Annotated in this window: 20 protein-coding genes; 17 read left to right on the top strand and 3 right to left on the bottom strand. The window is 37.1% G+C overall.

The window, feature by feature from the left end:
- Positions 1–910: 910 nt before the first annotated feature.
- Both B2W36_RS07650 and B2W36_RS07655 read right to left on the bottom strand, forming a co-directional pair.
- Positions 911–2,788, bottom strand: a complete 1,878-nt coding sequence (locus tag B2W36_RS07650) for a hypothetical protein (RefSeq protein ID WP_293887238.1) — start codon at positions 2,786–2,788, stop codon at positions 911–913.
- 4 nt (positions 2,789–2,792) lie between these two features.
- On the bottom strand, positions 2,793–2,963 hold the full coding sequence (locus B2W36_RS07655) for a hypothetical protein (RefSeq protein WP_293887240.1): 171 nt from the start codon (positions 2,961–2,963) through the stop codon (positions 2,793–2,795).
- Positions 2,964–4,175: 1,212 nt separating this feature from the next.
- On the opposite strand from B2W36_RS07655, the gene B2W36_RS07660 reads away from it, so the two are divergent.
- From B2W36_RS07660 to B2W36_RS07685, 6 genes are all read left to right on the top strand, one after another.
- Positions 4,176–5,006: a helix-turn-helix domain-containing protein gene (locus tag B2W36_RS07660; protein ID WP_293887242.1), complete on the top strand. Its 831-nt coding sequence runs from the start codon at positions 4,176–4,178 to the stop codon at positions 5,004–5,006.
- A 249-nt stretch (positions 5,007–5,255) separates the two neighbouring features.
- Positions 5,256–7,502 (top strand): LruC domain-containing protein, encoded by a 2,247-nt coding sequence (locus B2W36_RS07665; RefSeq protein ID WP_293887244.1) that lies wholly within the window; start codon positions 5,256–5,258, stop codon positions 7,500–7,502.
- Between the two features lie 138 nt (positions 7,503–7,640).
- Positions 7,641–8,006, top strand: coding sequence for a response regulator (locus B2W36_RS07670; RefSeq protein ID WP_293887246.1), 366 nt, complete (start codon positions 7,641–7,643; stop codon positions 8,004–8,006).
- Entirely contained in the window at positions 8,006–9,199 is a 1,194-nt protein-coding gene (locus B2W36_RS07675; RefSeq protein WP_293887248.1) for a sugar transferase, read from the top strand. Before B2W36_RS07670 ends, B2W36_RS07675 begins: the two co-directional genes overlap by 1 nt.
- A 134-nt stretch (positions 9,200–9,333) precedes the next feature.
- Complete coding sequence (locus B2W36_RS07680) at positions 9,334–10,065, top strand: TolC family protein (RefSeq protein ID WP_293887250.1); 732 nt, start codon at positions 9,334–9,336, stop codon at positions 10,063–10,065.
- 107 nt (positions 10,066–10,172) lie between these two features.
- Positions 10,173–12,227, top strand: coding sequence for a hypothetical protein (locus B2W36_RS07685; protein WP_293887252.1), 2,055 nt, complete (start codon positions 10,173–10,175; stop codon positions 12,225–12,227).
- On the opposite strand, the gene B2W36_RS07690 is transcribed toward B2W36_RS07685, so the two are convergent.
- Positions 12,224–12,400, bottom strand: a complete 177-nt coding sequence (locus B2W36_RS07690; RefSeq protein ID WP_293887254.1) for a hypothetical protein — start codon at positions 12,398–12,400, stop codon at positions 12,224–12,226. The two genes, B2W36_RS07685 and B2W36_RS07690, sit on opposite strands and share 4 nt — an antisense overlap.
- A 52-nt stretch (positions 12,401–12,452) precedes the next feature.
- Here B2W36_RS07690 and B2W36_RS07695 point away from each other — a divergent pair, with 52 nt between their 5' ends.
- The 11 genes from B2W36_RS07695 (at position 12,453) to B2W36_RS07745 (ending at position 24,050) form a co-directional block, all read left to right on the top strand.
- On the top strand, positions 12,453–13,670 hold the full coding sequence (locus tag B2W36_RS07695; RefSeq protein WP_293887256.1) for an O-antigen ligase family protein: 1,218 nt from the start codon (positions 12,453–12,455) through the stop codon (positions 13,668–13,670).
- Positions 13,648–14,562 (top strand): glycosyltransferase family 2 protein, encoded by a 915-nt coding sequence (locus B2W36_RS07700; RefSeq protein ID WP_293887258.1) that lies wholly within the window; start codon positions 13,648–13,650, stop codon positions 14,560–14,562. Before B2W36_RS07695 ends, B2W36_RS07700 begins: the two co-directional genes overlap by 23 nt.
- Positions 14,563–14,577: 15 nt before the next feature.
- Positions 14,578–15,759 carry a glycosyltransferase family 2 protein gene (locus B2W36_RS07705; protein WP_293887260.1) on the top strand — a complete coding sequence of 394 codons (1,182 nt, stop codon included), beginning with the start codon at positions 14,578–14,580 and terminating at the stop codon, positions 15,757–15,759.
- A gap of 56 nt (positions 15,760–15,815) precedes the next feature.
- Positions 15,816–16,415 carry an acyltransferase gene (locus B2W36_RS07710; RefSeq protein WP_293887262.1) on the top strand — a complete coding sequence of 200 codons (600 nt, stop codon included), beginning with the start codon at positions 15,816–15,818 and terminating at the stop codon, positions 16,413–16,415.
- The gene (locus B2W36_RS07715; protein ID WP_293887264.1) at positions 16,405–17,346 is read left to right on the top strand and encodes a glycosyltransferase family 2 protein; all 942 of its coding nucleotides are present in this window, start codon (positions 16,405–16,407) and stop codon (positions 17,344–17,346) included. Before B2W36_RS07710 ends, B2W36_RS07715 begins: the two co-directional genes overlap by 11 nt.
- Positions 17,346–18,788, top strand: coding sequence for a lipopolysaccharide biosynthesis protein (locus tag B2W36_RS07720; RefSeq protein WP_293887266.1), 1,443 nt, complete (start codon positions 17,346–17,348; stop codon positions 18,786–18,788). The genes B2W36_RS07715 and B2W36_RS07720 overlap by 1 nt, the downstream gene beginning before the upstream one ends.
- A gap of 40 nt (positions 18,789–18,828) precedes the next feature.
- Positions 18,829–19,956, top strand: coding sequence for a hypothetical protein (locus tag B2W36_RS07725; protein WP_293887268.1), 1,128 nt, complete (start codon positions 18,829–18,831; stop codon positions 19,954–19,956).
- A gap of 65 nt (positions 19,957–20,021) precedes the next feature.
- Entirely contained in the window at positions 20,022–20,861 is an 840-nt protein-coding gene (locus B2W36_RS07730; RefSeq protein ID WP_293887269.1) for an SP_1767 family glycosyltransferase, read from the top strand.
- A 4-nt stretch (positions 20,862–20,865) separates the two neighbouring features.
- Entirely contained in the window at positions 20,866–22,032 is a 1,167-nt protein-coding gene (locus tag B2W36_RS07735) for a glycosyltransferase family 4 protein (RefSeq protein ID WP_293887271.1), read from the top strand.
- Positions 22,016–23,173, top strand: coding sequence for a glycosyltransferase family 4 protein (locus B2W36_RS07740; RefSeq protein ID WP_293887273.1), 1,158 nt, complete (start codon positions 22,016–22,018; stop codon positions 23,171–23,173). The genes B2W36_RS07735 and B2W36_RS07740 overlap by 17 nt, the downstream gene beginning before the upstream one ends.
- A 7-nt stretch (positions 23,174–23,180) precedes the next feature.
- Entirely contained in the window at positions 23,181–24,050 is an 870-nt protein-coding gene (locus B2W36_RS07745; RefSeq protein WP_293887275.1) for a glycosyltransferase family 2 protein, read from the top strand.
- Position 24,051 lies beyond the last annotated feature (1 nt).

Below are 24,051 nucleotides of genomic sequence, written 5' to 3' on the forward strand. Positions count from 1 at the left end.
TTTTGCTGTATTTACCCTGTGCTATGCTTGGGGCTTTTTTTAGCTATAATTTGATTTGCTGGGGCTATCGAAAGGCTACTGTTGTTAATAACGCAGGACAAATTTGGGAGCGAATAGCATTTTTTTGTTTAATCGTACTCACGTTTTCGGCTATGTTAATAGCTGCTTTGTGTATCTCAGCTAATGAATTTATCGAGTTGTGGCCGCAGAAATTATTTTACGCATGTATTATTATAGGAATTCCTACGCTCGTGATAACGACTTTTGTCATCCTTTTTAGGTGTATGGAATCCTGGTCTGAATGCTGCTCGAGCCGCAAAAGAGCCCGATCTGGTTATTTACTGTTTCTGACCATTTGGTTATTTTGTTTCTTGGTGCAAGTTATGGTATACATCATGCTGATCAAGCAGATAAGCTGAATCGGGTAGGTCAGTCCGCTTTGCGCATAATAATTTAAGGTTGGAATTTGAGATCAGATCAAATCAGGAAATTGGTGCTTTAATGAGGTTTATAAGGGGATAAAAATAAATGGGGCGAACGCCTTCGCCCCATTATATCCATTAATATTATCAAGTCGAACGCAAAAAAAATGACTTGATGGCCCAAATGTAAAAAAATATTATTGAAATTCTCCGGTAAAAATTTACGATTATCGTGTAAAAATCGACGCGGTAGTTGATGGGCTACAACGTTCATAAAAAAAGACGGCTAGAATTTCTAGCCGTCTTCGTTTGGTTGCCTAAGCTTCAATTATTACTATTTTTAGTTTGTTCTCGCGTAGTGAACCTCTTTAAGTGATATTTCAAAGCGCTAAATTATGCTAATCCAAAGCTGGTTATTACGGTTTTCCAATTTTCAAACTTGCATATATTAAATAAGCATTAACTTGCGCCGGTCTCTAAGCTTCTTTTTACAAAGCTGGCATTGGATTATATCCCGGAGCACTTCCGTTCCAGCTGGCATTACGTGTACAACGTACATTCATAAAGTCAGAGGCCACTACGCTCGCTCCCAATGCACTTAAATTTAATAGGCCTGCGGCTTTTGTACCTACGGCTCTGTTTCCTCCAAGGCCACCGACTCTACTACTACCCACGTAACTTGTAGCGCCGACTGACGCAACTCCGCTTGCTGCTTGTAGTAGGCTAAGAAGTGGATCGCCAGTTAGAAGCTGGTCACTTGACCATATTGAAGCGGTTTGCCCTCTACTATCTGTAGTAAAAAGCCCCCCAAGTTGTGTGTATTGAAAATTAAGGGTGACTAAGCCACTAATAATAGACGTAGCATAAGCGGTACCATTTTTATAAAACCGTAATCTATTGGTTGCTGTCGGATATACACTACTTTGAACACCAGTACCTGTTGGGTATTCGATATAGCCTGCTCCTGCAGCAGCGCCTGGTGTGGCGCTTGGAAATAATAGGTCTACTATATTAGTTAGTAATCCATCAACAACTCCTTGATTTGATGTTAGTACACCGATCTCATTGGATGTCGGTGTTTTCCATAAACCTGCAGGATAAACCAAAGCACAAGGGTCTTTTTGTAAAGCGGCGTTAGCACTCGCAAAAGTGCGTGGAAGATGACCTTTGAATGAGAAGAAGCTTTCGTTTGCGGTCGGTTGATTCGGGTTAGTATGGTAAAAGCGATATGGTGTTGTATTCAAAGCCCCACCTGTACGGTAATACAGATTTGATCTTCCCCATTGTACAGTGCTGCCTCCTACTGTCCCATAACTAAGTGCAGATTCTGCAAGGCCTACTAAAAGTCGTTGATTTTTACCACCTAAAGGCGTAATTTTGATATTCTGATTTGACAGGGATGCACCAAAATTGCGGGTAGAGCCGTCGTCAACTTTGATTTTAAGTTGAGATATTTGCGCATTGACCGTTAATTCAGATTGTTCTGCAGTTTTAAAGGTCGCAACTTTTTGATACGCATCAGTTCCTACTGGAGAAACATCGGTGAAATCTGCTTGAGTCAGGTTAAGATTTGATACGTTTGACAACGATAGATTCCCGGTGCTAAAATCGATTGTTTTAGTTTTAATGCCGTTAGGGCAACTTACTGCTATTGTTGGAGTTGCGGTCATCGGTGCAAACATACCCAAAGTATTTACTTCGACAGTAACAGTTGAAAATACGCGGTTAAAAGTGATGTTTAAGGGAACGGAATTGTTGTTGATGACTAAATCTGCTGTGCTGGAAGCAATAAGCACATCCTTAGTTAAGTCTAATGTCGTGGTAGTAGGTACCATAGTTGCTGTTGCACCAATTGGTAATACATCAGTATTGTTGTACGAGACTGCTAACCATTTATACGAACCATTCTGTAAATCAATAGTACCCACTGCTCCAGCAGTCAATGGCACTGATTTGACAAAAGAATAGCTGTTGTCAGGATTTTTCTTATAAAAATAAAGACTATACGTTGTTGTTGTAGCTAAAGCAGTAGTTGCTGCGCGTGATCCAGATGAAGCTTTCAAGCCGGATGAAGCAGAGGAGCTATTTGTAACCCCAACGATGGCGTCAAATTCGTCCCCTTCTACCAATTTAAGTAAATTTTCACTGGCCTTGGTACTGTTTGTATTGCTCGCTTTAGTTGAAATGTTCTCTGTATTTTCGTTGAGTCCTGCAATGCGCACAATTACTTGATTTTTGCCATCTGGAGCAATTTCCTCGGTGGGATTGTTATTTTTGCTACAGCTCGTTGCAACAGCCAATGTTCCTAAAGCCAAAAATGCAGCTAAAGCAAATTTATTTGCTAAATTATTGTTGATCTTTTTCATAATGTTAAAAGCTGCTATTGTCCCAACCTTGGCCACCGTCGGCACTTTCAACGTCTGTCACTGAAGGACTAGAAGATCCTGCTGTTCCCGAGCCAGCAGCAATGCCTTGCTCCAGCTCTACTACGTGCTCCTTGATGGACGGAGCTACGTACATTTTTTTTGCGTTCTTATTCATGATAATATTATTTGGATAATCCATGCTGTTACCAGCATGGGGTTTAAATTTAATGGACAATTTAACCCTCGTTTATTTGATAGAAATACTTAAGCATATAACGGCTTGCCTTTGCGTATAGGCAATATATTGCTGTTATCACTTAGGTGCTCCTAAATTTTTTGTCTGTTTGTTGATTCCTAATTTAATTGTTAATACTTATTTTGCTATCGGCTAGTAATACTTTTCCCGAATTGAATTGTAATATTACGACTTAATATCAACTTGTGCAAAAAAAAATTGTAAACTTTTTTTTGAACTATTATTGATTTTGTAATAAAACAACTTTCTCCATTGTTATTATTCTATAAGATGTATCGATTTATTCTCTTTTCCTGCTCTTAAAGCTGGATTTAAACCGATTAAAGCTGGCCTTCGTCCTGCCATCTTTCTGATTAACAAGTCATCGTTTATTTTGTTTATCATTTTTTCAAAATATTTTTTTGTCTAATTATTGTTTTATAATTAATATGTTTGAACAGTTTGTTTTTTGAGTCTAATTATTCAAATTTTTAAGATTTATTTGGAAATATATTTCCTGTTGTGATATGTGTGTTGCTTGTTTTTATTTATTTGTAGTCATTTAATATCCTTCTATTCTTTTTTTTAGTCTCGTTTATTTATTGATTTTCAATATATGAATGGTTGTGTTATATTTTAAAGAGACAAGATGTTTTTTTTGTTTTAAAATTTAAATTCAATTTATTGTTTTTCTATTGTTTCATTGTAGGAAAATTGCAGTGGCAACTAAACTGTTGTCGCCTTAAATTGTTGTGTTAAGAAGTGTTAAAAAACAGGCTTATTAATCTTGAAGGGAAGATTATGGAAATGCCTGTTGGTTTAACTAAATGATTTTTTTGTTGTAAAATAAAAGATTTTTTGAGGGCTATGTGTGGATAATTATCTAATATTTGTTTCGCCAACCTAATTGTATGCTATTTCATTTAGGGTCTCTTATAGAATGATTGGTCGATTTGATTGTCCTAAAAATTGGTTTAAGATTGCTCTCTATAACGATCGTCCAGGTTTTTCTGATGCGCTCTAAAAAAACATATTGCAAACGCATGATTTCTTTGAAAATGAAATTTTTTGTGTTTGGCTTTTATTTCCTAAATTGCCCCTATTTCAGTAATATGAAATGCTTGTCGGGCCTTATATGCATTAGATAAAAATATGGAATTTGGAGTTCATCGAGTCATTGGTGTAGCGCAGGAGCCTTCCGAAATTACGGATGCAACAGCAAAAGAAAATTATGTTGTTCTTTTTGTGTCAAAGGGTGGCTGTAGCGTGGAAATCAATAATCAGGTTACAGAAATCGAAGAATTCTGTTTGGTGCTAATTCCAAGAGGTATAAAAATTGAAGCCAACCCAGATGAACAGCGATCGTTTCTTATTATTTATTTTTCGGAAAGTTTTTTTGCACGTACGGAGATAGATACCGCTTTTCTGCATAACTTTAAATCATTCAATAAAAACGAATATACCTACCGTGTACTGCGTGTTCCTGCAGAATACGCAAGCTATTACGAATTTGTAAGCATGCAGCTTAAGCTTTCTAAGCAGAATTATAATCTGGCAATATATCGCGATTTAGCGCATAATATCGTTAAACAGATTGTGCTCCTTGCAGCAATTTCTGCTGAAGATAGGCCGTCAAATGGGTTACTGGGCCAAGGTGCTGATGCAAAGCTGATAACACTTTTCCAGGAGCTGATCAAAAAACATGTAAAACAAGAAAAACAGGTCGCCTTCTATGCCGAACAACTCAAGGTCGGAAATAAAAAATTAACCAACTTAACTAAAGAAATTTTGGGAGCAACTCCAAAAGAACTTATTGTCAAAGAATTGCTGCGTGTTAGTAAAAAGCTTATCGTTGAATCGTCGATGAGTATCAAACAGATTGCTTGGGAGCTTGGTTATGCTGATGTGAATAACTTCAGTACTTTTTTCTTAAAAGAAACTACCTTGACGCCCACTGAGTACCGAAAAAGGTGGCTAGGATAATATTCCTAATTTATTATCTTCCTGTTGCTATAACCTAATTTGTAGTTTGTTATGCGGCGGTGTAGTTGAACCGCTACAAGATTTGCAATTTATACTGGACTTGCGTATTTTGTCATCTACTCACTAAAATTAGTTATATCTTTGCTTCAAGCAGTTCGGCATTAATAATATTGTTTATAAGCCAAATATTAACGTCCTGTTTCGGTCAGCCGATAGAGCTGTTTGATATTGATCTATTATTATTTAATTATGTATAACATAAAAAGCTTTAATCTCTTCTTGGTGGGTCTTGCAGGGATTACGCTCTTCGGGGCAAGTTGTTCAAAAGTAAAAGATTTGTACAACGACACTGCTGCGGCCTCCGATTCTTCATCCTTATTTCCTGGTGGCGTTAAGGTGCCAACTGATTTTATGTGGAATTCGGCGAGAGCTGTAGATGTGCGTATTGCCGTTGATGATAAATTTAGCGGTAAATACTTCTATCGGGTGGAGATTTTTGATAATGATCCAGCACTTGGTGCCGGAGCGAACCTTTTGGCTGCAGGACAGGCAAAGTCTGGCCAAGATTTCGTTGGCAAGCTAATGATTCCAACCGTAGCGAAATACATCTATTTGAGAGAAACCTCTCCGCTGGGTGTTGCTGCAATCAGTATGGTTGAAGTTGGACAACAAAATACAATCAGCGTCGATGGTGCACAAGTTTCAACAGTTAGCAAAGCGAGTGTTTTGCGTGGCTCTACATCGTCTGCCTTGCTTGCCAGTGGAGGCTTGAAGGCAGCAGCGTCTACTGCAGAAGCTGCAACCGTAATCGTTCCTAGCGATGCTGTTGAAATAAATGGTAATGGCTCTATATATGTTGAATCAAATAAATCATATGTCATCAAATCTGGAGTAACATTTACAGGTACCATTAACGCCAATAATGGTTCGAGTAATGTGAAAATATATGTTCAGGGGGTATGGAAAAATACAGGCAATGAATTCAATTTGGGGGGTAATAATACATTAATAGTGGCGCAGTCTGGTTCAATTCAGTTAGCTCATGTTACCCAAAATACCAACGGTAGGTTTGAAAATTATGGGGCTGCCTCTTTGTCTAAAATGACAACAACAAACAGTTCGCTCTATATCAATTATGGGACATTGGATGTTAATGAAGCTGTGATAACTAACGGTAGTTTTAACAACTATGGTGTGGCGACAATCCAAACTTTAACTAGCACCACAGATGGTACTGTGGTTAGGAATGAGGGAACATTGAATGTAAATAAAGGCGATTTTACAAATGCGACATTACAGGCTGTATGTCATACGTATATCAAGACGATGACAACAAACGGTGCTAAAATTTCAGTTGCATCAGGATCATTGCTAAGCATCGACAACTTAAGTGCCGGTGGTACTAGTATAAATTTGGCGGCTTCTGCAATTTTGGATGTAAATACATTAGCTAAATTTAATAGTCAGGCAAGTACAATGCAAGGACCTTCTTCTGGTCAGGCACTGGCTCGCTTGAAAAAAGTGGATGTAAAAGGTCAAAATATGGCAATTTCCTATTCTGGTAACCTGGAAATTGCTTGTTCAGATCATTCGGCCAATGAGCAATATAATACTTATTATGTGGTCAATAGTCCGGCCAAATTAGTTCCTTATGATAAATCAACAGTTGTAATTTCGGGTACTTCTTGTAATGCTGGTGGTAATAATGCAGCTGGCGGTAATCCAAATGATCAAACCGTTACAGAAGTCAAATTGGGTACTTACTCGTATGCTTTTGAAGATAATTGGCCATCAATCGGGGACTATGATATGAATGACTTTGTGGTGGATGTGGCTATCACAAAAGTTCAAAATTCTGCGAATAAAATTACTAAACTAAAATTAGTAAATAAAATTAGATCTGTCGGTGCCAAAAATAGACTTGCTGCAGCTATTCAGTTGGATGGCATATTGGCGACCAATGTGAAATCTGTAAAATATACAAATATGAATTTGGTTGGACAAAATTTGCCATTGGGCTCCAACGGTGTCGAATCCAATCAAAAGTATGCTGTAGTAACATTATGTGATGATGCGCATCGTGCTTTTGGTATTTCGGATACACAATTCATTTCTACGGAAAATGGCAGTTATCAACCTGTTGAATCAGAGATTACCATAGAATTCACTACGCCTTTGGAGAATTTTACATTTGCTGATTTGAACTCATTTATTGTCACAAATGGATATAAAGTAAGTTCTCGAAGTGAAATTCATTTGGTTGGATACAAAGGTACAGATAAGATGAACAAGGCCTTGGTTGAGAGTCAAACTTCAAAAGGCCAGCTTTCTGCTAATGACCCATTTAAGTCATCAAAAGGGGAGCCTTGGGGATTATGTGTTCCAGTATCTTTTGTTTATCCAAATGAGTATAAAAAAATAACTGGTGTTTATCCTAAATTTGAAGGATGGGCATTAAGTGGCGGTTCTCAGAATCTCAATTGGTATTTGAAGTAGAAAGAGATCGAAGCTAGAGGAGTAAAGGAAACTCATTCGATAAAGGGCCCCATTTTTTGAGGTACTTTATCGAATGGATTTTGATTTTAGCAAGCACATTTTGTCTGTTTACTTACAGTAAAAAAACGTAGCAAATTCATGAAAAAGAAGATTGTAATAATTGATGATAAGCCAGCAATAGGTCAGTTAATTACGCTATACCTAAATGCGGATTATGACTTTCGCTTCTTTAATAATGCACTGGACGCTTACAATTGGCTGAAGGAGGGAAATGGTGTAGACCTTATTCTATCCGATTATACAATGCCTGAAATGAATGGCTATGATTTATTGTTGATGATCAAGCAAAACGAGTTTTTGAAAGATATCCCTGTTATCTTCCTGTCCGGTGAAGATAACTCACATACACGGATCAATTTGCTCGAGGCGGGAGCTGATGATTTTATTTTGAAACCTTTTAATCCACTTGAGTTAAAGTTGCGGATTAAAAAAGCTTTAAAATAATGCCTCAATATAGTGATTATATATACTTTGGTGATAATATCGAAACTTTTGATTATTTTCATAAACAAGTCCAAGATGTTTTGGGTGTTGATTTGAAGTTTTTTAGTTCGTTCGAGACCATGGATATGTATTTTCAGGAGCAAAAAGATCAATTTTTTTCAGTGGTCTTTTATGAAAAGGGTAAAAGCCTTGTTAAAGATTTAGCGCAATTAGGTAAACTGCTCCTATATGACAAGGATACGTTGCTGATTTTGGTTGGGAATGATCTTTCGCGTTTTGAGAAGCAGTCTTATTTTGATGCTGGAATTACCAATACTATTAGCCCCTTTGCACAGCCGGATGTTTTTCAATCTGTAAAAAAATACATTCATTTATTTTTTGAAGCTACAGCTCAGCGTGAAAAATTTGAAATAGCTACACCTTCTTTTCCCCAAATTGGTATTCCTTTTGGTAAGAGGATTTTTGATATCGTTGTATCATCTGTCTTAATCGTATTGCTTTCTCCGATTCTTTTATTCGTTTTTTTTGCAATCAAGTTAGAAAGTAGAGGTTCAGCTGTTTATAAGTCCAAACGGATCGGTTCGGGATATTTTATGTTTGATTTCTATAAATTCAGATCGATGTATCCAGACGCGGATAAGCGACTTAAAGAGTATATGGCCCTCAATCAATACGCGGATGCTACACAACACGCAGCTCCATTTTCTTCCAGTATACATAATGGTGAAGAAGCTTTGAATTTCACATTGGATGATCTTCGAGATGTTCTTATTGACGATGAGGTGGTTGTGAGAGGCTTTGACACAGGAAATAAGCAAAAAAAAGCTGCTTTTTTTAAGTTGGAAAAGGATCCAAGGGTAACTAAGGTCGGGCGTATTCTCCGCAAATATAGTTTAGATGAACTTCCGCAGTTGTTTAATGTTCTTAAAGGAGATATGTCCATTGTTGGTAATAGGCCTTTGCCTTTGTATGAGGCGGAGATGTTGACAACAGATGATAGTGTCGAACGGTTTATGGCTCCCGCTGGAATTACGGGATTATGGCAAGTGGAAAAGCGAGGAGATAATGGAAGCATGTCCGATCAGGAACGGATTCAGCTTGATATAGATTATGCGAAGCATTATTCGATCTGGATGGATTTGAAAATTCTGTATAAAACATTTTCTGCATTTATCCAAAAAGCTGATGTTTAGTTTTTCGATGATTTTACTTTAAATAGAACTGATGTTTTCGGGTGCTAGATGCCCTTTATTTAAGAACTACAGAAGAATAAATTAAAATAGAAATATATAACGGGGCCATGCCCCTATAACGTTATTATCTGAATATGAAGAAAATTTTCCCAATATTTTTATTCTTAATCACTTTTGGTTTGCTCAGCCATGGGCAAAATGTTCTACAGGCAGCCGGAAGTTTGGATTACACTAAACTTTTACTTCCCTCACTGGAGGAGCTTTTTGAAAATGCTAAACGGAGTCCAAGTGTAGAAATGTTTGAATCTAAGATGATGGAGCAAGATAATCTATTAAAATCTGAGAAAAGAAGCTGGTTAAAATACTTTAAGGTGGGTGGTTCATGGCAGTATGGAAATATAGGTGTTAATTCCATGTTTACAGATCAAAATACGCCTTTGTTTTATCAGTATTCTGGAGCTAAGCAGAATGCTCTGTTTGTAAGTAGTACTGTTTCAGTACCTTTTGATGACGTTTTTGATCGTTCAAATCGTGTCAAGCGGCAAAAGATGCAGCGTCGTTCTACAGAATTGGAAATGGAAAAATGGTTTGACGAACAGAAGGTTCGCATTATTGATTCTTATGTTAAATTGACCAATGCAATGTCGATATTAAAAAAGAAGACAGAAAATTTAACATTAACGGAAGCACAGCTGAAAACTGTGGAGGCTGATTTTGCTAATGGGCATGCAGGAATTTCGGATTTAAACGCAGCAAAAAAAATGGAAGTGGAGGCATATGAGGCTTATAAGTTGACTGAAAGCACGATAACCGCTGAACTTTTGCATTTGGAGATTTTAAGTAGAACAAAAATTATCAGCAAGTAAAGATGGGTATAGTAATTTACATTATAAAATCGTTGTATAGGTTTAAATGGTGGCTGATAGTATTGCCATTGCTGGTCATGGGGATTGTTATCTATTTCACGAGAAATATGAATAGACAATATGAATCCGATATGACCATTTATACAGGTATAATTTCCGCTAACGGGACGGACCTTAGTCAAGATGGTAAGCAAGACTGGAATATTCTTAAAAATTCATTGTTAAATGTCATTAACACCATCGGTTCAAAAGAGACTATGCGCGTGGTGTCGTTAAAGCTATTCGCCCGAACCATGATCAATGGCGACCTTGAGCGAGATAATGTTTATATTTCAAGTGCTCATTTCCGTCAATTGTTGGATATTACACCGCCGGCAGTAAAAAAATTAATTGATAAGACATCCGAAGAACGTACTGTCGAAAATCTAAAAAGATACGAAAAAGTGGATGCCAAAAATTTTGTTTATGGCTTATTTAATTGGAACCATCCCTATTTTAGTTATGGTGCGCTAAGTAAAATTGACATTAAACAGATTGACAACAGCGATATTCTTCATGTTTACTATGAGAATAATGATGCTGGGATCACCTATCAAACATTAAATATATTGAGTGAAGTTTTTGCGGATGAATATAAAACCCTTCAATATAGCAATACCAATAATGTAATTAAATATTTTGAAGCTGAATTGGCGAGAATCGGAAAGGATTTATTCTTGAAAGAAGATTCGCTAACAAAATTCAATGTTCAAAATCGCGTTATCCATTATGATAAGCAGACTGAAGCTGTTACAATTTTGGACAAGGATTATGAAATCCGGAAACAGGATGCGCTATCTGCACGCAACAGAGCGCAAGTGAGTATCGCTCAGTTAGAATCAGGCATTGATGCAAATATTAAAAGTATTAAAAATAATGCACAATTTTTGGCTAAAATGAATGATATATCGGACTTAAACTATTCTATTTCTCAAATTGAATCCTACCGTCCTGATTCATTGAAAACTGCAGTCACGAATTCAGTATCGACACTTCAAGGGCTTAAATCAAAATTGAGAAATCAAGAACGGGATTTCCGCAATTTTATCCAGGAATATTCTAGCCAAAAATATACTAAAAATGGCTATCCGAACGCAAACTATGTTACGCAATGGGTGGATGAATTATTAAAATTGGATCAGGCGCAGGCGGATATTAAAGTGGTGGATGATTTTAAAGTTGAATTGGATAAAATGTATTCGCATTACTCTCCGATAGGCTCATTACTTAAACGTCAAGAACGGGGTATTAATTTTACTGAACAGAGTTATCTTTCGGTTTTGGGGGGATTAAATGCTGCTCGTCTTCGACTTAAGAGTTTGGAAATGAGTGCTGCCACATTAAAAGTAATTAATCCTGCAACCTATCCGCTCAATTCCAAACCTACCAAGCGTAAGATGCTGGTTATGGGAACCTATTTTGCTACTTTGGCGTTTTTATTGGGCTGTATCCTGGTTTTGGAACTGCTCGATCGAACTTTACGTGATAAGCAAAGGACTGACCGTGTGACCAAAGGAAATGTGATAGGTGCATTCCCACATAAAAAAATGGGCCGCTATAGTGAGCAAATTAAAAAGATGGCATCAAAATCATTGGCAAATCAGTTGTTCAACTATTTTAAGCGGGGAAATGCAGTTAATTTTATTAATGTGTTGAAGCTAGATGAAACTATTGATAGTGGGAGTGTGATGCGCTACATCAAAGAGGAATGGGAAACGATTGGTCTAGAAGTGGGTGTGCTGGAAGAAAGCAAAGGCTTTAATGCTAAATCCCGAGAATTTTTGATCGAAAATACGCTCTTAGAACGAATTGAATTAGGAGAAAATGATTTTACGCTTGTAGGCCATACAAGTTCGTTTAATATTCCAGTTCCTTCATTTTACCTTTCTCAGGCAGCAGTAAATCTATTGCTACTGGATGCGGAGTCTGCGTGGAAGGAAGAGGATGATGAGCTCTTTAAAGAGATTGTTCAACGCAGCGGAACAGTACCTGTATTGATCTGTCTAGTGAATGCAGATCGATTTGCTACAGAGACATTTACTGGGATGTTGCCGCCTTACAGCTTTTTGAGAAAATTGGAATATAGATTTGCTCAATTGGGAATTACCGCATCTAAAGCTTAGGCATTACGATCGAAGGAAATGACAAAGGAAGTTTTGTTTGATAAAATCGGCTTAAAATTATTAGCTGTCTCTGGATGTGCATTGATTACTTTTTTTGCCATATCGGGAGGTCTATTGCCTAGTGTTGGAATTGCGCTAACTCCTTTTCTTCTATGGTTTTTAATAATTTGCATCCGGAATCCGTTTGTCAGTTTTCTTTTCTTATTTGCTGCGTGCTTTTTTATTATGGGAATATTACGTTATGTGCGTATTCCTGTGCCACCCAGTATTATGGTAGATTTGGTGATTTTATTTAATTTTATTGTAATCGCATTAAATCATCTTTATCGAAATTATAATACTAAGTTGAAAATACCGCTCTATCTCTTTATTTGTCTAGCTTGGGTAGGATATTGCATGGTTGAAGTATTTAATCCAGCGAGTATATTTGGTAATTGGATGGCTTCTATCCGGAGCGTAGCGCTCTATCTCTGTTTATTCCAATTTTTAGTATATTATATATTTAAAGATAAATCTCAGCTTAGGTCATTTTTTATTTTTTGGGCTATTTTAGTCCTTTTAGCCGCACTCAAGGCTATTGGGCAAAAGTTTATCGGCTTTGATACAGATGAGAAAATCTGGCTTTACACGCTAGGGGCTCACACCCACCTCATCTATAGTGGCGTGCGCTATTTTTCTTTTTTTACCGATGCCGCTAATTTTGGTTGTCATATGGGACTCGGTATGGTTGTTTTTTCCATTTTGTTTTTCTATGAGAAAAGTAGAAGTGTTCGGATTCTATACAGTGTGGTTGCTGTCCTAGCGATGTACGGCATGCTGATATCGGGTACCCGATCGGCCATGGCCATACCAATTGCTGGCTATGCATTTTATATTCTGTTATTAAAACGTTGGCGGTTGGTCATTTGGGGATCTCTATTATTTACATTAGTATTTGGCTTCCTATCTTTAACCAATATTGGAAACAGTAATGCTGATATTCGAAGGATGAGAACAGCTTTTCAATTTAAAGAGGATGCATCTTTTAATTTGCGCAAGGAGAACCAGGCTAAAATGAAAACATTTATGCGTAATTATCCAATTGGTTTGGGTTTGGGATCTGCCAAGAATGCTAGTGAGGGGGACCTTTTGAGTGGGCTGCCAACAGATACTTCTTTTGTCTTCATTTGGGTAGAAACAGGAGTGATAGGATTGGTATTGTATGTGTTGATCTGGATTTCATGTATAACGATTTGCTTTTATTTTGTTTGGTTTAAACTGAAAGATCCAATGCTCCGCGGATTTTGTAGTGCGTCAGCAGCAGGAATTGCAGGCATGATGTTAGCGGGGTATGGAAACGAAGTTTTGCATCAATTTCCAACTGGGGAGACCATATATATATTGATGGCTATGGCAATGTTATGCCCATATTTGCAGCAGAATGAACAAAAAAACGCATCCTAGAGTTTCCTTTATTACAGTTAATTATAATGGTGTCAACGATACATTGAATCTATTGCAAACGATCTTTGATAACGTCAGCAGCTTTTGTTTTGAAGTAATCGTCATTGATAATGCTTCAGATAGCAATGAATTTGAGGTAATCTTGCAGCGGTATCCACTTGTGAAAGGTGAGTATTTGTCTGAAAATCTGGGTTTTGCAGGAGGAAATAATAAAGGGCTTGAACTTGCATGTGGTGATTATTTATATTTGGTTAATAATGATACTTTATTACCTGGCGATGCCGACTTACAAATTCAAGCCATGATTTCATTTTGTGAATCAAATCCAAATGTAGGGGGGCTGTCTCCTAAAATTAGGTATCACAATCCTAGTAATTTGATACAGTTCGCAGGAAGTACGCCATTGACACCTATCACTATCAGAAACAAACAAATTGGATACAAGGAAATAGATTATGGTCAATATGATAAAATTGCCCAAATTCCTTATTTTCATGGTGCCGCAATGTTTATTCCTAAGCGTATAATCGAATGTGTTGGCAGCATGCCTACGTGCTACTTTTTGTATTATGAAGAGCTTGACTGGTCGATCAGTATAACTCAATATTTTCCATTGTTTTATTTCCCTAGTGCTCAGATTTTTCACTTGGAAAGTGCTTCCACTGGAATTGATAGTCCACTTAAAACCTATTATATTACGCGCAATAGAATAATATTTGCCTTTAGGCAAAGAAAATATATTTTGCGGGCGATAGCACTGAGTTATTTGATTTTAATTGCTTTTCCCATGCATTTGTCTTTACTTTTGTTTAAATTGAAGTTTAAACAATCTAGTGCGATGATTAAAGGAGTTTTGTCTGCCTGTCGCTGGATCGTGGTGGGACATCGTTGATTAATCTATACGTGTATGCTTATAACAATCTTTTGGTATATTGACTTTTTATTTTTCATAGCCTTTGCTTTGTGGGTAGGCTATGTAGCTTTATTTGCATTTGCATCGCGAGTAAAACAGAGAGTTAATTTTTCGCAAGCTGAGCCATTAGCAAGATTTGCCATATTATTTCCGGCCTACAAAGAGGATAATGTTATAAAGGAAAGTGTTCTTAGTTTTAAGGCGCAGGATTATCCAATTGATAAGTTTGAAATTGTTGTCATTTCAGATGCTATGGAAGATGCGACAAACGACCACCTTCGGCGATTGGGTGTATCGCTTATACATCCCACTGGAACAGAACGTTCGAAAGCCGCGGCATTGACGACAGCAATGTCTCAATTGGATGCGCAATTATTTGATGTTGTTGTTGTAATGGATGCGGATAATATTGTTTTTCCTGACTTTCTCAGTAAGCTTAATAATGCTTTTACTTGTGGGGCAAAAGCCATTCAAACCCATCGGACAGCTAAAAATAATACAACAGCAACCGCAATTTTGGATGGCGTGAGTGAAGAAATTAACAATTCTATCTTTCGCTTGGGGCATGCTCGGCTTGGTCTGCCTGCAGCATTGATCGGGTCGGGTATGGCATTCGACTTTAATTGGTTTAAGCAGCGAATAGTACAGATCAAATCGATGGGGGAGGATAAATTTTTAGAATATTTTTTGTTATTGGATAGAATAAACACAACCTATTTGGAAGATGTTGTCATTCTAGATGAAAAGATTCAGTATAGTGATGATTTTTCTAAACAGAGGCGGCGTTGGATCGCTTCACAAATTGATATTTTCTGCCATGCTATTAAGCAGACGCGTAGCGCAATTTTTACCGGTAATTGGCCTTTAATAGACAAGATTTTTCAATGGTCCATGCCACCTCGAATTATTATGCTTGGGATCATTCCTTTGTTTTTTTTAGGATCTTTATTTGCGTCTGATATTTCTTCCTTTAAATGGTTTTTTTTAATTATTTTGTACGTAGTGGGTTTAGCTTTGGCAGTTCCGAAAAATTTGTACACAACGCAACTGCTGTGGGCAATATTTAGCTTGCCACGTATATTTTTAGCGATGGTGAGCAGTATAATCCATTTTCGTTCGGGACGATCGACTTTTATCCATACGAAGCATAGTGCTTTACCAAATAAACAAAAGTAGCATGAATTTTACGGTATTAAAGTAATGAAGCTGATATGGGGCTAAAGGAAAAAATAATGCATTCCCCTCGTTTAAAGCGTTGGTTGCATACTGTATTAATGCATCCTGTTCGAACGCGGCCGAGATGGTATTTGAGACTATTTCAGTTTTTATATGTACATAAGGGACGAGGTGCTGTGATTTATAGAAGTGTGCGTAAAGACTTGGTGCCATTTAGGAAATGTCAAATCGGTTCTCGGACTGTTGTAGAATCTTACTCTTTAATTAATAATGCAGTTGGAGATCTTATTATTGGAAGTAATTCACGAATTGGTTTTGGAAATACCGTAATAGGTCCTGTAATCATCGGTGATTATGTGCAAATAGGACAACATGTGTTGATTTCGGGACTCAATCATAAATATGAAAATATTAATATAACGATTGCAGAGCAGGGGATAGAAGTCTCTCCTGTGAAGATTGATAACAATGTATGGATAGGGGCAAATGCCGTGATTTTGGCTGGAGTTACAATTGGTGAACACTGTGTCGTGGGAGCAGGTTCGGTGGTGACAAAAGATGTTCCTCCGTATTCTGTGGTTATTGGAAACCCTGCTAAAGTGGTTAAAAAATGGGACGACCAACAAAGAAAATGGGTGAGAAATCATGATAAATGATCCTGAAATAACGATAATAATGCCCGTTTTCAATACCGAGGCATATGTTGATAGCGCTGTTGAGAGTGTATTGGACCAGACCTTTAAAAGTTTTGAACTGCTATTGATCAACGATGGTTCTACTGATGGCAGTCTTTCACGTCTGGCAAATTGGGCTGAAAAAGATGCTAGGGTACGTGTATTTTCTCAGGCTAATCAGGGTTTGTCTGGAGCTAGAAATACTGGAATAGAGCATGCAAAAGGAAACTTTATTTATTTTATGGATAGTGATGACCTTATCAAGAGAGACACATTACATACCTGTTATAAATATTGTAAAGAAAATCACCTAGATTTTGTATTTTTTGACGCCGAAACATTCGCTGATGAGATCCAAGATACAGCTCTGTCAACTAGATTCAATTACAGCAGAATATATTTTGAGCCAAAGGTGATTGTATCGGGAATTGAAGCTTTTGAAAAACTTTTAAAGTACGATGAATTCTTTTCTTCTGTATGTCTTCTTTTTATAAACAGAACCTTTTTAACTAGAATAGGGCTTCGGTTTGAAAAATACATAGTGCATGAGGATGAATTGTTTACAACAATTTTGTTTATGGAAGCTCATAAAACCTACTATATACCTGCTACTTTTTTTATGCGTCGTTTGAGGACTGGTTCCATTATGATGGTTGATTATTCCATGAAAAATATAAACAGCTACTTCATTGTAGGGATTAGATTGTTGGATTATTCCAAAAACAATGCGAAGATTCGCGATATTGTAGTTCTTTACCTTAGGGGTATGATTGATGCTGCAGTTTGGAAAGCTTATAAAATGCAGCTGAAAAATCGGGTTACTGTTTTTGTGGTCTGTTTGAGACGCTGGCGGAAATATGTGAAGATAAAAACACTATGCGTATTATTATTTAAAAAATATACACGAAGCTAATGGAAAGTGCCAAGCAGCAGGTTATATCTGGAGTTTTTTTTACTGCGATAGCGAAATATGCAAACTTGATTATTTCTCTTGGTATTACTGCAGTTCTTGCGCGTCTTCTTTCGCCTGAGCAGTTTGGAGTAATCGCTATTGCTATGGTTATTATCGCTTTCCTGAATTTGATTGCAGATATCGGGCTCTTTCCTGCCGTCATTCAATATAAAAATTTGACAAAAGATGAACTCGGTAATCTCTTTTCTATATCTTGCTATTTGGGAGGTTTTTTAGCTTTAGTCCTTGTTTTGATTGCCCCCAAAATAGCCCAGTACTACGAGCAGCCTATACTTCAAAATATCATTAGGTTATTGGCGATAGGTCTATTTTTTACGGCAAGCTCAGTAGTACCCAATGCCTTGTTCTATCGCGAAAGGATGTTCAAATTTATCGCCATCAGAAGCTTTATTATCCAGATCATTTTGGGTGCGGTGTCAATAACCGCTGCTTTTTTGGGGGCAGGTATTTATGCGCTCCTGATTAATCCTATTTTATATAGTATCCTTCTTTTTATCGTTTCCTATTTACATTTTCCATTGCCTTTTAAATTAAAGGTTTCTTTGGAAGAAATAAGGCCTATCCTACGTTATTCTACATTTCAGTTTTTATTTAATATTGTAAACTATTTTAGTAAAAACTCGGATACATTACTCATCGGGAGATATCTGGGGGTACATAACTTGGGCTATTATGACAAAGCCTATCAATTGATGTCCTTGCCGTTGCAAAATATCACGCAGGTAATTACACCGGTGATACACCCGATCTTGAGTTTGAAAAAAGGAGATAAAATGCAACTAATTGTTGCGACTGAACAACTTGTATCTGTATTAGCCTTAATTGGATTTCCCCTTACGGCATTCCTTTACTTTGCCGCCGAAGATTTGATTTATCTATTTTTTGGAGCGCAATGGAGCCAAGCGATTCCGGTATTTCAGCTATTGAGCTTAACCGTGGGCATCCAGCTCATTTTATCTTCGTCAGGATCAATTTTTCAAACCACTGGAGATACGAAGTATATGTTTTTGTCAGGGTTACTTTCAGCCTCGCTGAATATATGTGGGATAATATTGGGTATTTTCTATTTTAATGCTATTGTGGCGGTGGCTGGATGTCTTGTAATTACAAATTTTATTACATTCTTATTTACCTACTTAATCCTGTATAAAAAGGTTTTTAGTAGAGATATGCTTTCTTTTTTTTATCTTTTAGCAAAACCAGTTTTAGCGGGTTTATTATTGACGTTTTTACTTTATATATGTAAGATCTTTTTTATAACTGATATAATATGGTATAAGCTGATTGTTAAGATCGGTGTGTCATCTGCTTTATTTATTGCTTTTACCTGGTTTGGCGGATATAGATCTTATTTGGAGTTATACTTAAAAAGAGGACGTTAAAGCTAGCATAATAACGTTAATTGGCCCAACATCAAAATCTATGGAATTAAAAGTTTTATTTCTCGTCTTTCATGGCTTTAGTGCCCACAATGGTATTAGTAAAAAGATTTTTGGGCAGGTTAGAGGACTCCAAGAATGTGGATCAAATGTCAAGCTATGCTATTATGATGTATTAAATAATGGGCATCGTGCATGGATTGTAGATAATGAAGTGATCGCAGATTTTGGAAAGGGGATTTTTGCAAAATTAAGAAAGAGATGGGACTTTGAGGAATTAACCGGATATGTGCGTAGAGAGCAGTTTGATTTAATATATATGCGTTCTTATCACAACTCGAGTCCGGCTTTAACTGATGCAGTGAGAGAATTTAAGAAGGCTGGAGCGAAAGTAGTCATGGAAGTGCCAACATATCCTTATGATCAAGAGTATACTCGTTTTATCGATAAAATTGTACAGGTACCGGATCGGTTGTTTCGAAGATCCATGGCTTTGGTATTAGATGCTGTAGTAACATTTACTGAAGAGAATGAAATTTTTGGTGCAAAGACAATCAAAATCTCTAATGGGATTGATCTGGATGAAATTCCACTGCGAATTAAAAAAGCTCGAAATGAGGAGGAGATTCATTTGCTAGGGGTGGCGGAAATTCATTTTTGGCATGGGTTTGATCGGGTGATAAAGGGGTTAGGTCTATATTATAGTCGAAATCCGAGATGCCGAGTCTATTTCGATATCGTTGGAAATCTAAGTGGATTAAGGGAACAGCATGAGATATTTACAGCTATTGAAACGGCAGGAGTACATGAATATGTTTCCATGCATGGTGCTCTTTGGGGTGAGAGCCTTGATGTCATGTTTGATCAGGCGGATTTTGCAATCGGTAGTTTGGCCAGACATCGCAGTGGGATAACGTATATAAGGACTTTAAAGACCCGGGAGTATGCAGCTAGAGGGATACCTTTTATGTATTCGGAGATAGATTCTGATTTTGAAAATAAGCCTTATATTTTAAAGGCTGAGCCGGATGAATCCCCTATTGATATTGAGCAAATTGTATCCTATTGTTTGTCTAAAGATTGGGAACCATCACGCATTAGAAATGATGTTTATGAATTATCTTGGAGGAATCAAATGAAAAAAGTTTTAGACCATTTAAATTTGTACTGATGCTATCATTCCTAAATAAATTTAAGGATAAATTTCATTATAATATAATAATAGAATGGTACAATATGTTGGAGCTTCTAACAGGGAGGAAACAGCGATTATCACCAGATGTTATGACAATTGATGAAACTATTCAACAAATTATTTCAAAAAACAGTTCGGTTAGTCGATTTGGCGATGGTGAAATGCTATTGATAGGTGGTGAGGGAATTCGTTTTCAGCATCCTGATACCGAATTGTCTAAACGATTGGCCGAAGTTATTACGAGTGATCTTACAAACCATATCGTATGTGTGTCAGATGCATTTGTCGGTTTAGAAAGATACAATAGGCGTGCGCGTCGATTTTGGCGTGCGCATTTTTATTTGTATGGTTATTTGTGGGATATATACCTCAAACAGGGTAAAAGGTATGGAAATACGTTTATCACGCGCCCGTATATTGATTTCCTAGACCAGAAAAAGTCAACGCAATGGTTTAATATGTTAAAACAAATTTGGGAAAAGCGGGATATCATTTTTATAGAGGGAGAAAAAAGTCGCTTGGGAGTAGGTAATGACCTGTTTGATAATGTCAAAAGTGTCGGTCGAATTTTGTGCCGATCAAAAAGTGCATTTGACCAATACGATTTGATTATCGAGGAAGCAAGCAAATTGGCCAAAAATAGTCTTATCTTGATTGCTTTAGGGCCAACAGCAACGGTATTAGCGTATGATTTATGCAAATTAGGTTATCAGGCGATAGATGTCGGGCATATTGATATTGAATATGAATGGTTAAGGATGGGGGCGAAACATAAGATTAATATAACGTCTAAATATGTCAATGAAGTGATCGGTGGCGATCAGGTTGTGGTAAAGGACGAGGATCTATATCAACGTCAGATTTTAAAAAGGCTGTTTTGAGGAGATGAAAATTTTATATTATTTACCTTCACTATATACATCTGGAGGATTGGAACGTATTATCATTTTTAAAGCAAATTATTTTGCTGATCATCTACCGAATGTGGAAGTGGTTTTAATGACATCTGAACAGCTAAATAAACCCAGCTTTTTTCCGTTGTCTGAAAAAGTGAAGCATATTGACATTGATGTGCGTATTGATTATCCTTTTGACCAGTCGCCTTTACTGAAAGTGCTTCGTTTTCCTTTTCTTTATCGTAGATTTAAAAATAAGTTTCTACAAATTCTTCAACAAGAAAAACCTGATGTCGTAATTTCTACGATTAGGCGAGAAATTAATTTTTTACCATTGTTGAATGATGGAAGTGTTAAAGTGGCAGAATTACATGTCACTAAAGAGTTTTATCATCCCAATTTTCCCAAGGGTATAAATGGTTTTTTGCGAAAGAGAAAAGATACGATAAGGCTCGAAAAACTAAAATTGATGGACGCGGTCGTTTTTCTTACAGCGCAAGAAAGAAGTTTTTGGCCTGAGTTATCAAACGTACACGTGATTCCTAATCCGATAGTTTTGCGGCCAAAAGAACAGTGTTCTTGCCATGCAAAGCAAGTTATTGCAGTGGGGAGATATGTTCCTCAAAAAGGATTTGATTTACTAATAGAGGCATGGCGCATTGTAAATGCCCGCCATCCGGATTGGGTTTTAAAAATCTATGGTGATGGTAGTCCAGTTGAACTCCAACATCAAATAGATCGTCTAGGCATAGCGGAAAGCTGTAGATTAAAACCTAGTACGACAGCGATTGAAAAGAAATATTGCGATAGCTCTATTTTTGTGCTATCTTCACGTTATGAGGGGTTTGGTATGGTATTGATTGAGGCTATGGCATGTGGATTACCTGCTGTTGCATTTGATTGCCCCTCAGGCCCAAGTGAAATAGTTCGGGACGGTGAGGATGGATATTTAGTTGAAAATGGAAATGTCGAGGAATTAGCCAAACGAATTTGTGACTTGATAAAAGACGATCTACTTAGAAAGGAAATGGGGAAAAGAGCACAGCTAAATAGTACTCGGTTTCAGGTTGAAAATATAGCAGATCGATGGAAAGACCTATTTGATTCTTTTGGTAAACACACTAAAAGTCATGAACTATATGAAAAGGAGACTTAAGCTTGCTTACATTATTCCAGGTTTGTTTTATCCAAGTGGAATGGAAAGAGTGCTTACAGCAAAGGTAAATTATTTCGTCAAAGAGTTTGATTATGAGATTCACATTTTTGTTACCGACGGAAAAGGATCACCGCCTTATTATGCCTTAGATGAAAAAATAAAATTGCATCACCTCGATATAAACTTTGACGGCATTTTTTCGTTATCGTTATTGAGAAGAACATGGAGCTATTGGAAAAAACAGCGTTTATTTAAGCGAAGACTCGAAGAAGAGCTGTGTCTTATAAAGCCTGATATTACTGTGTCACTATTGCGGCGAGACATCAATTTCATCCATGAATTAAAGGATGGTAGTTTGAAGGTCGGCGAATTGCACTTTAATAGGTTGGTATATCGTCAGTTTACAGATACGAGATTTCCAGGCTTTATACGGAGAGGAATATCTAAATTATGGCAGGCGCAGCTCATTAAAAATTTGAGAAAACTTTCAGCTTTTGTTGTGCTAACGCATGAAGACGCGGGCTATTGGCACGAACTTAACAATGTTTCTGTAATCTCAAATCCCTTATCTTTCTACCCTGAAGAAGCGGCATTGCTTAATAACAAACAGGTGATTGCTGTAGGAAGAATGACTTATCAAAAAGGGTTCGATTTGCTGATTGAGTCTTGGCAATTAGTAGTTAGAAAACATCCGGATTGGATATTAAAAATTTATGGTGGGGGGGATCAGGGGATATATATGTCGATGATCAGGAAGTTAGGCCTGTCGGATAGTTGTTTTTTGGAAAATGGAACTTCTTCGATTGCTGAAAAATACAATGATAGTTCGATCTTTGTATTATCGTCAAGATATGAGGGATTCCCGTTGGTTTTGGGAGAGACAATGGCTTATGGCGTTCCACCAGTATCTTTTATGTGTCCTTGTGGCCCGAGGGATATTATCATTGACGGAAAAAATGGATTACTGGTAGAGAATGGCAATGTTAAACTGTTGGCTGAAGGAATATGTTTACTCATTGAGGATGATGTGAAGAGAAAAGAAATGGGAAGAAATGCAAGAAGGGACGTTAAAAAATTTGATTTGGAAAATATAGCAAAACAGTGGAAAGAACTTTTCGAATCTATACAACCGGTAGAATGATAATGATATGAAGAACAAGTGGTATGCGAAATATTTATCTGTTTATCAGGTTGCTCAAGATCAAGTCTCTCAGTCTACGATCGATACAATAGCGAATCAGCTTAAAAAATTTGACGTGATAGAGCCTTTGGTAACAATCTCAGTAATTGCATATAATGAGGATAAAAATTTATGGGCCTGTTTGTGGTCGCTAAGTGATCTTAAATCTCGCTATCCTATCGAAATTATTGGGGTAAATAATAATTCGATTGATAAAACGGAAGAAATTTTTAAAAAATCGGGGATCAGATATTTTAATGAGCAGAAAAATGGGTGTGGTTTTGCTCGGCTATGCGGGTTGAAACAGGCTAGGGGAAAATATCATCTTAATATCGACGCAGATACACTTTATCCAAGCGATTATGTAGATGTGATGGTGAGTGCATTAAAAGAAAAGGGCGTGGTAGCTGCAAGTGCTTCCTGGGGCTATATTCCAGATAAGGATCACAGTCGATTTTCGATATGGCTATATACGTGCGCGCGAGACATTTTTTTATTTGTCCAATCTATAAAGAGACCCGAACTTAGTGTTAGGGGATTAGTGTTTGCTTATCATACTGAATTAGCTCAAAAAGTTGGGATACGCACTGATATCATAAGAGGAGAGGATGGATCTTTAGCGTTAGGTTTAAAGAAGTTTGGGAAGATAGCTTTTGTTCGCGATAAAAAAGCAAAAGCAATGACGGGGTATGGTACTCTCTCCGCGGATGGAACCTTATTCGAGAGTTTTAAAGTTCGTTCGAAGAGAGCACTCAAGAATTTCTTATTGGTTTTCTCCAAATCGGATAGTTACAAAGATGAAGATTCAAATTTAATTAAAAGTGATAAGGGGAAATAGG

Source organism: Sphingobacterium sp. UBA3549, from assembly GCF_002376635.1.
Taxonomy (GTDB): Bacteria; Bacteroidota; Bacteroidia; order Sphingobacteriales; family Sphingobacteriaceae; genus Sphingobacterium.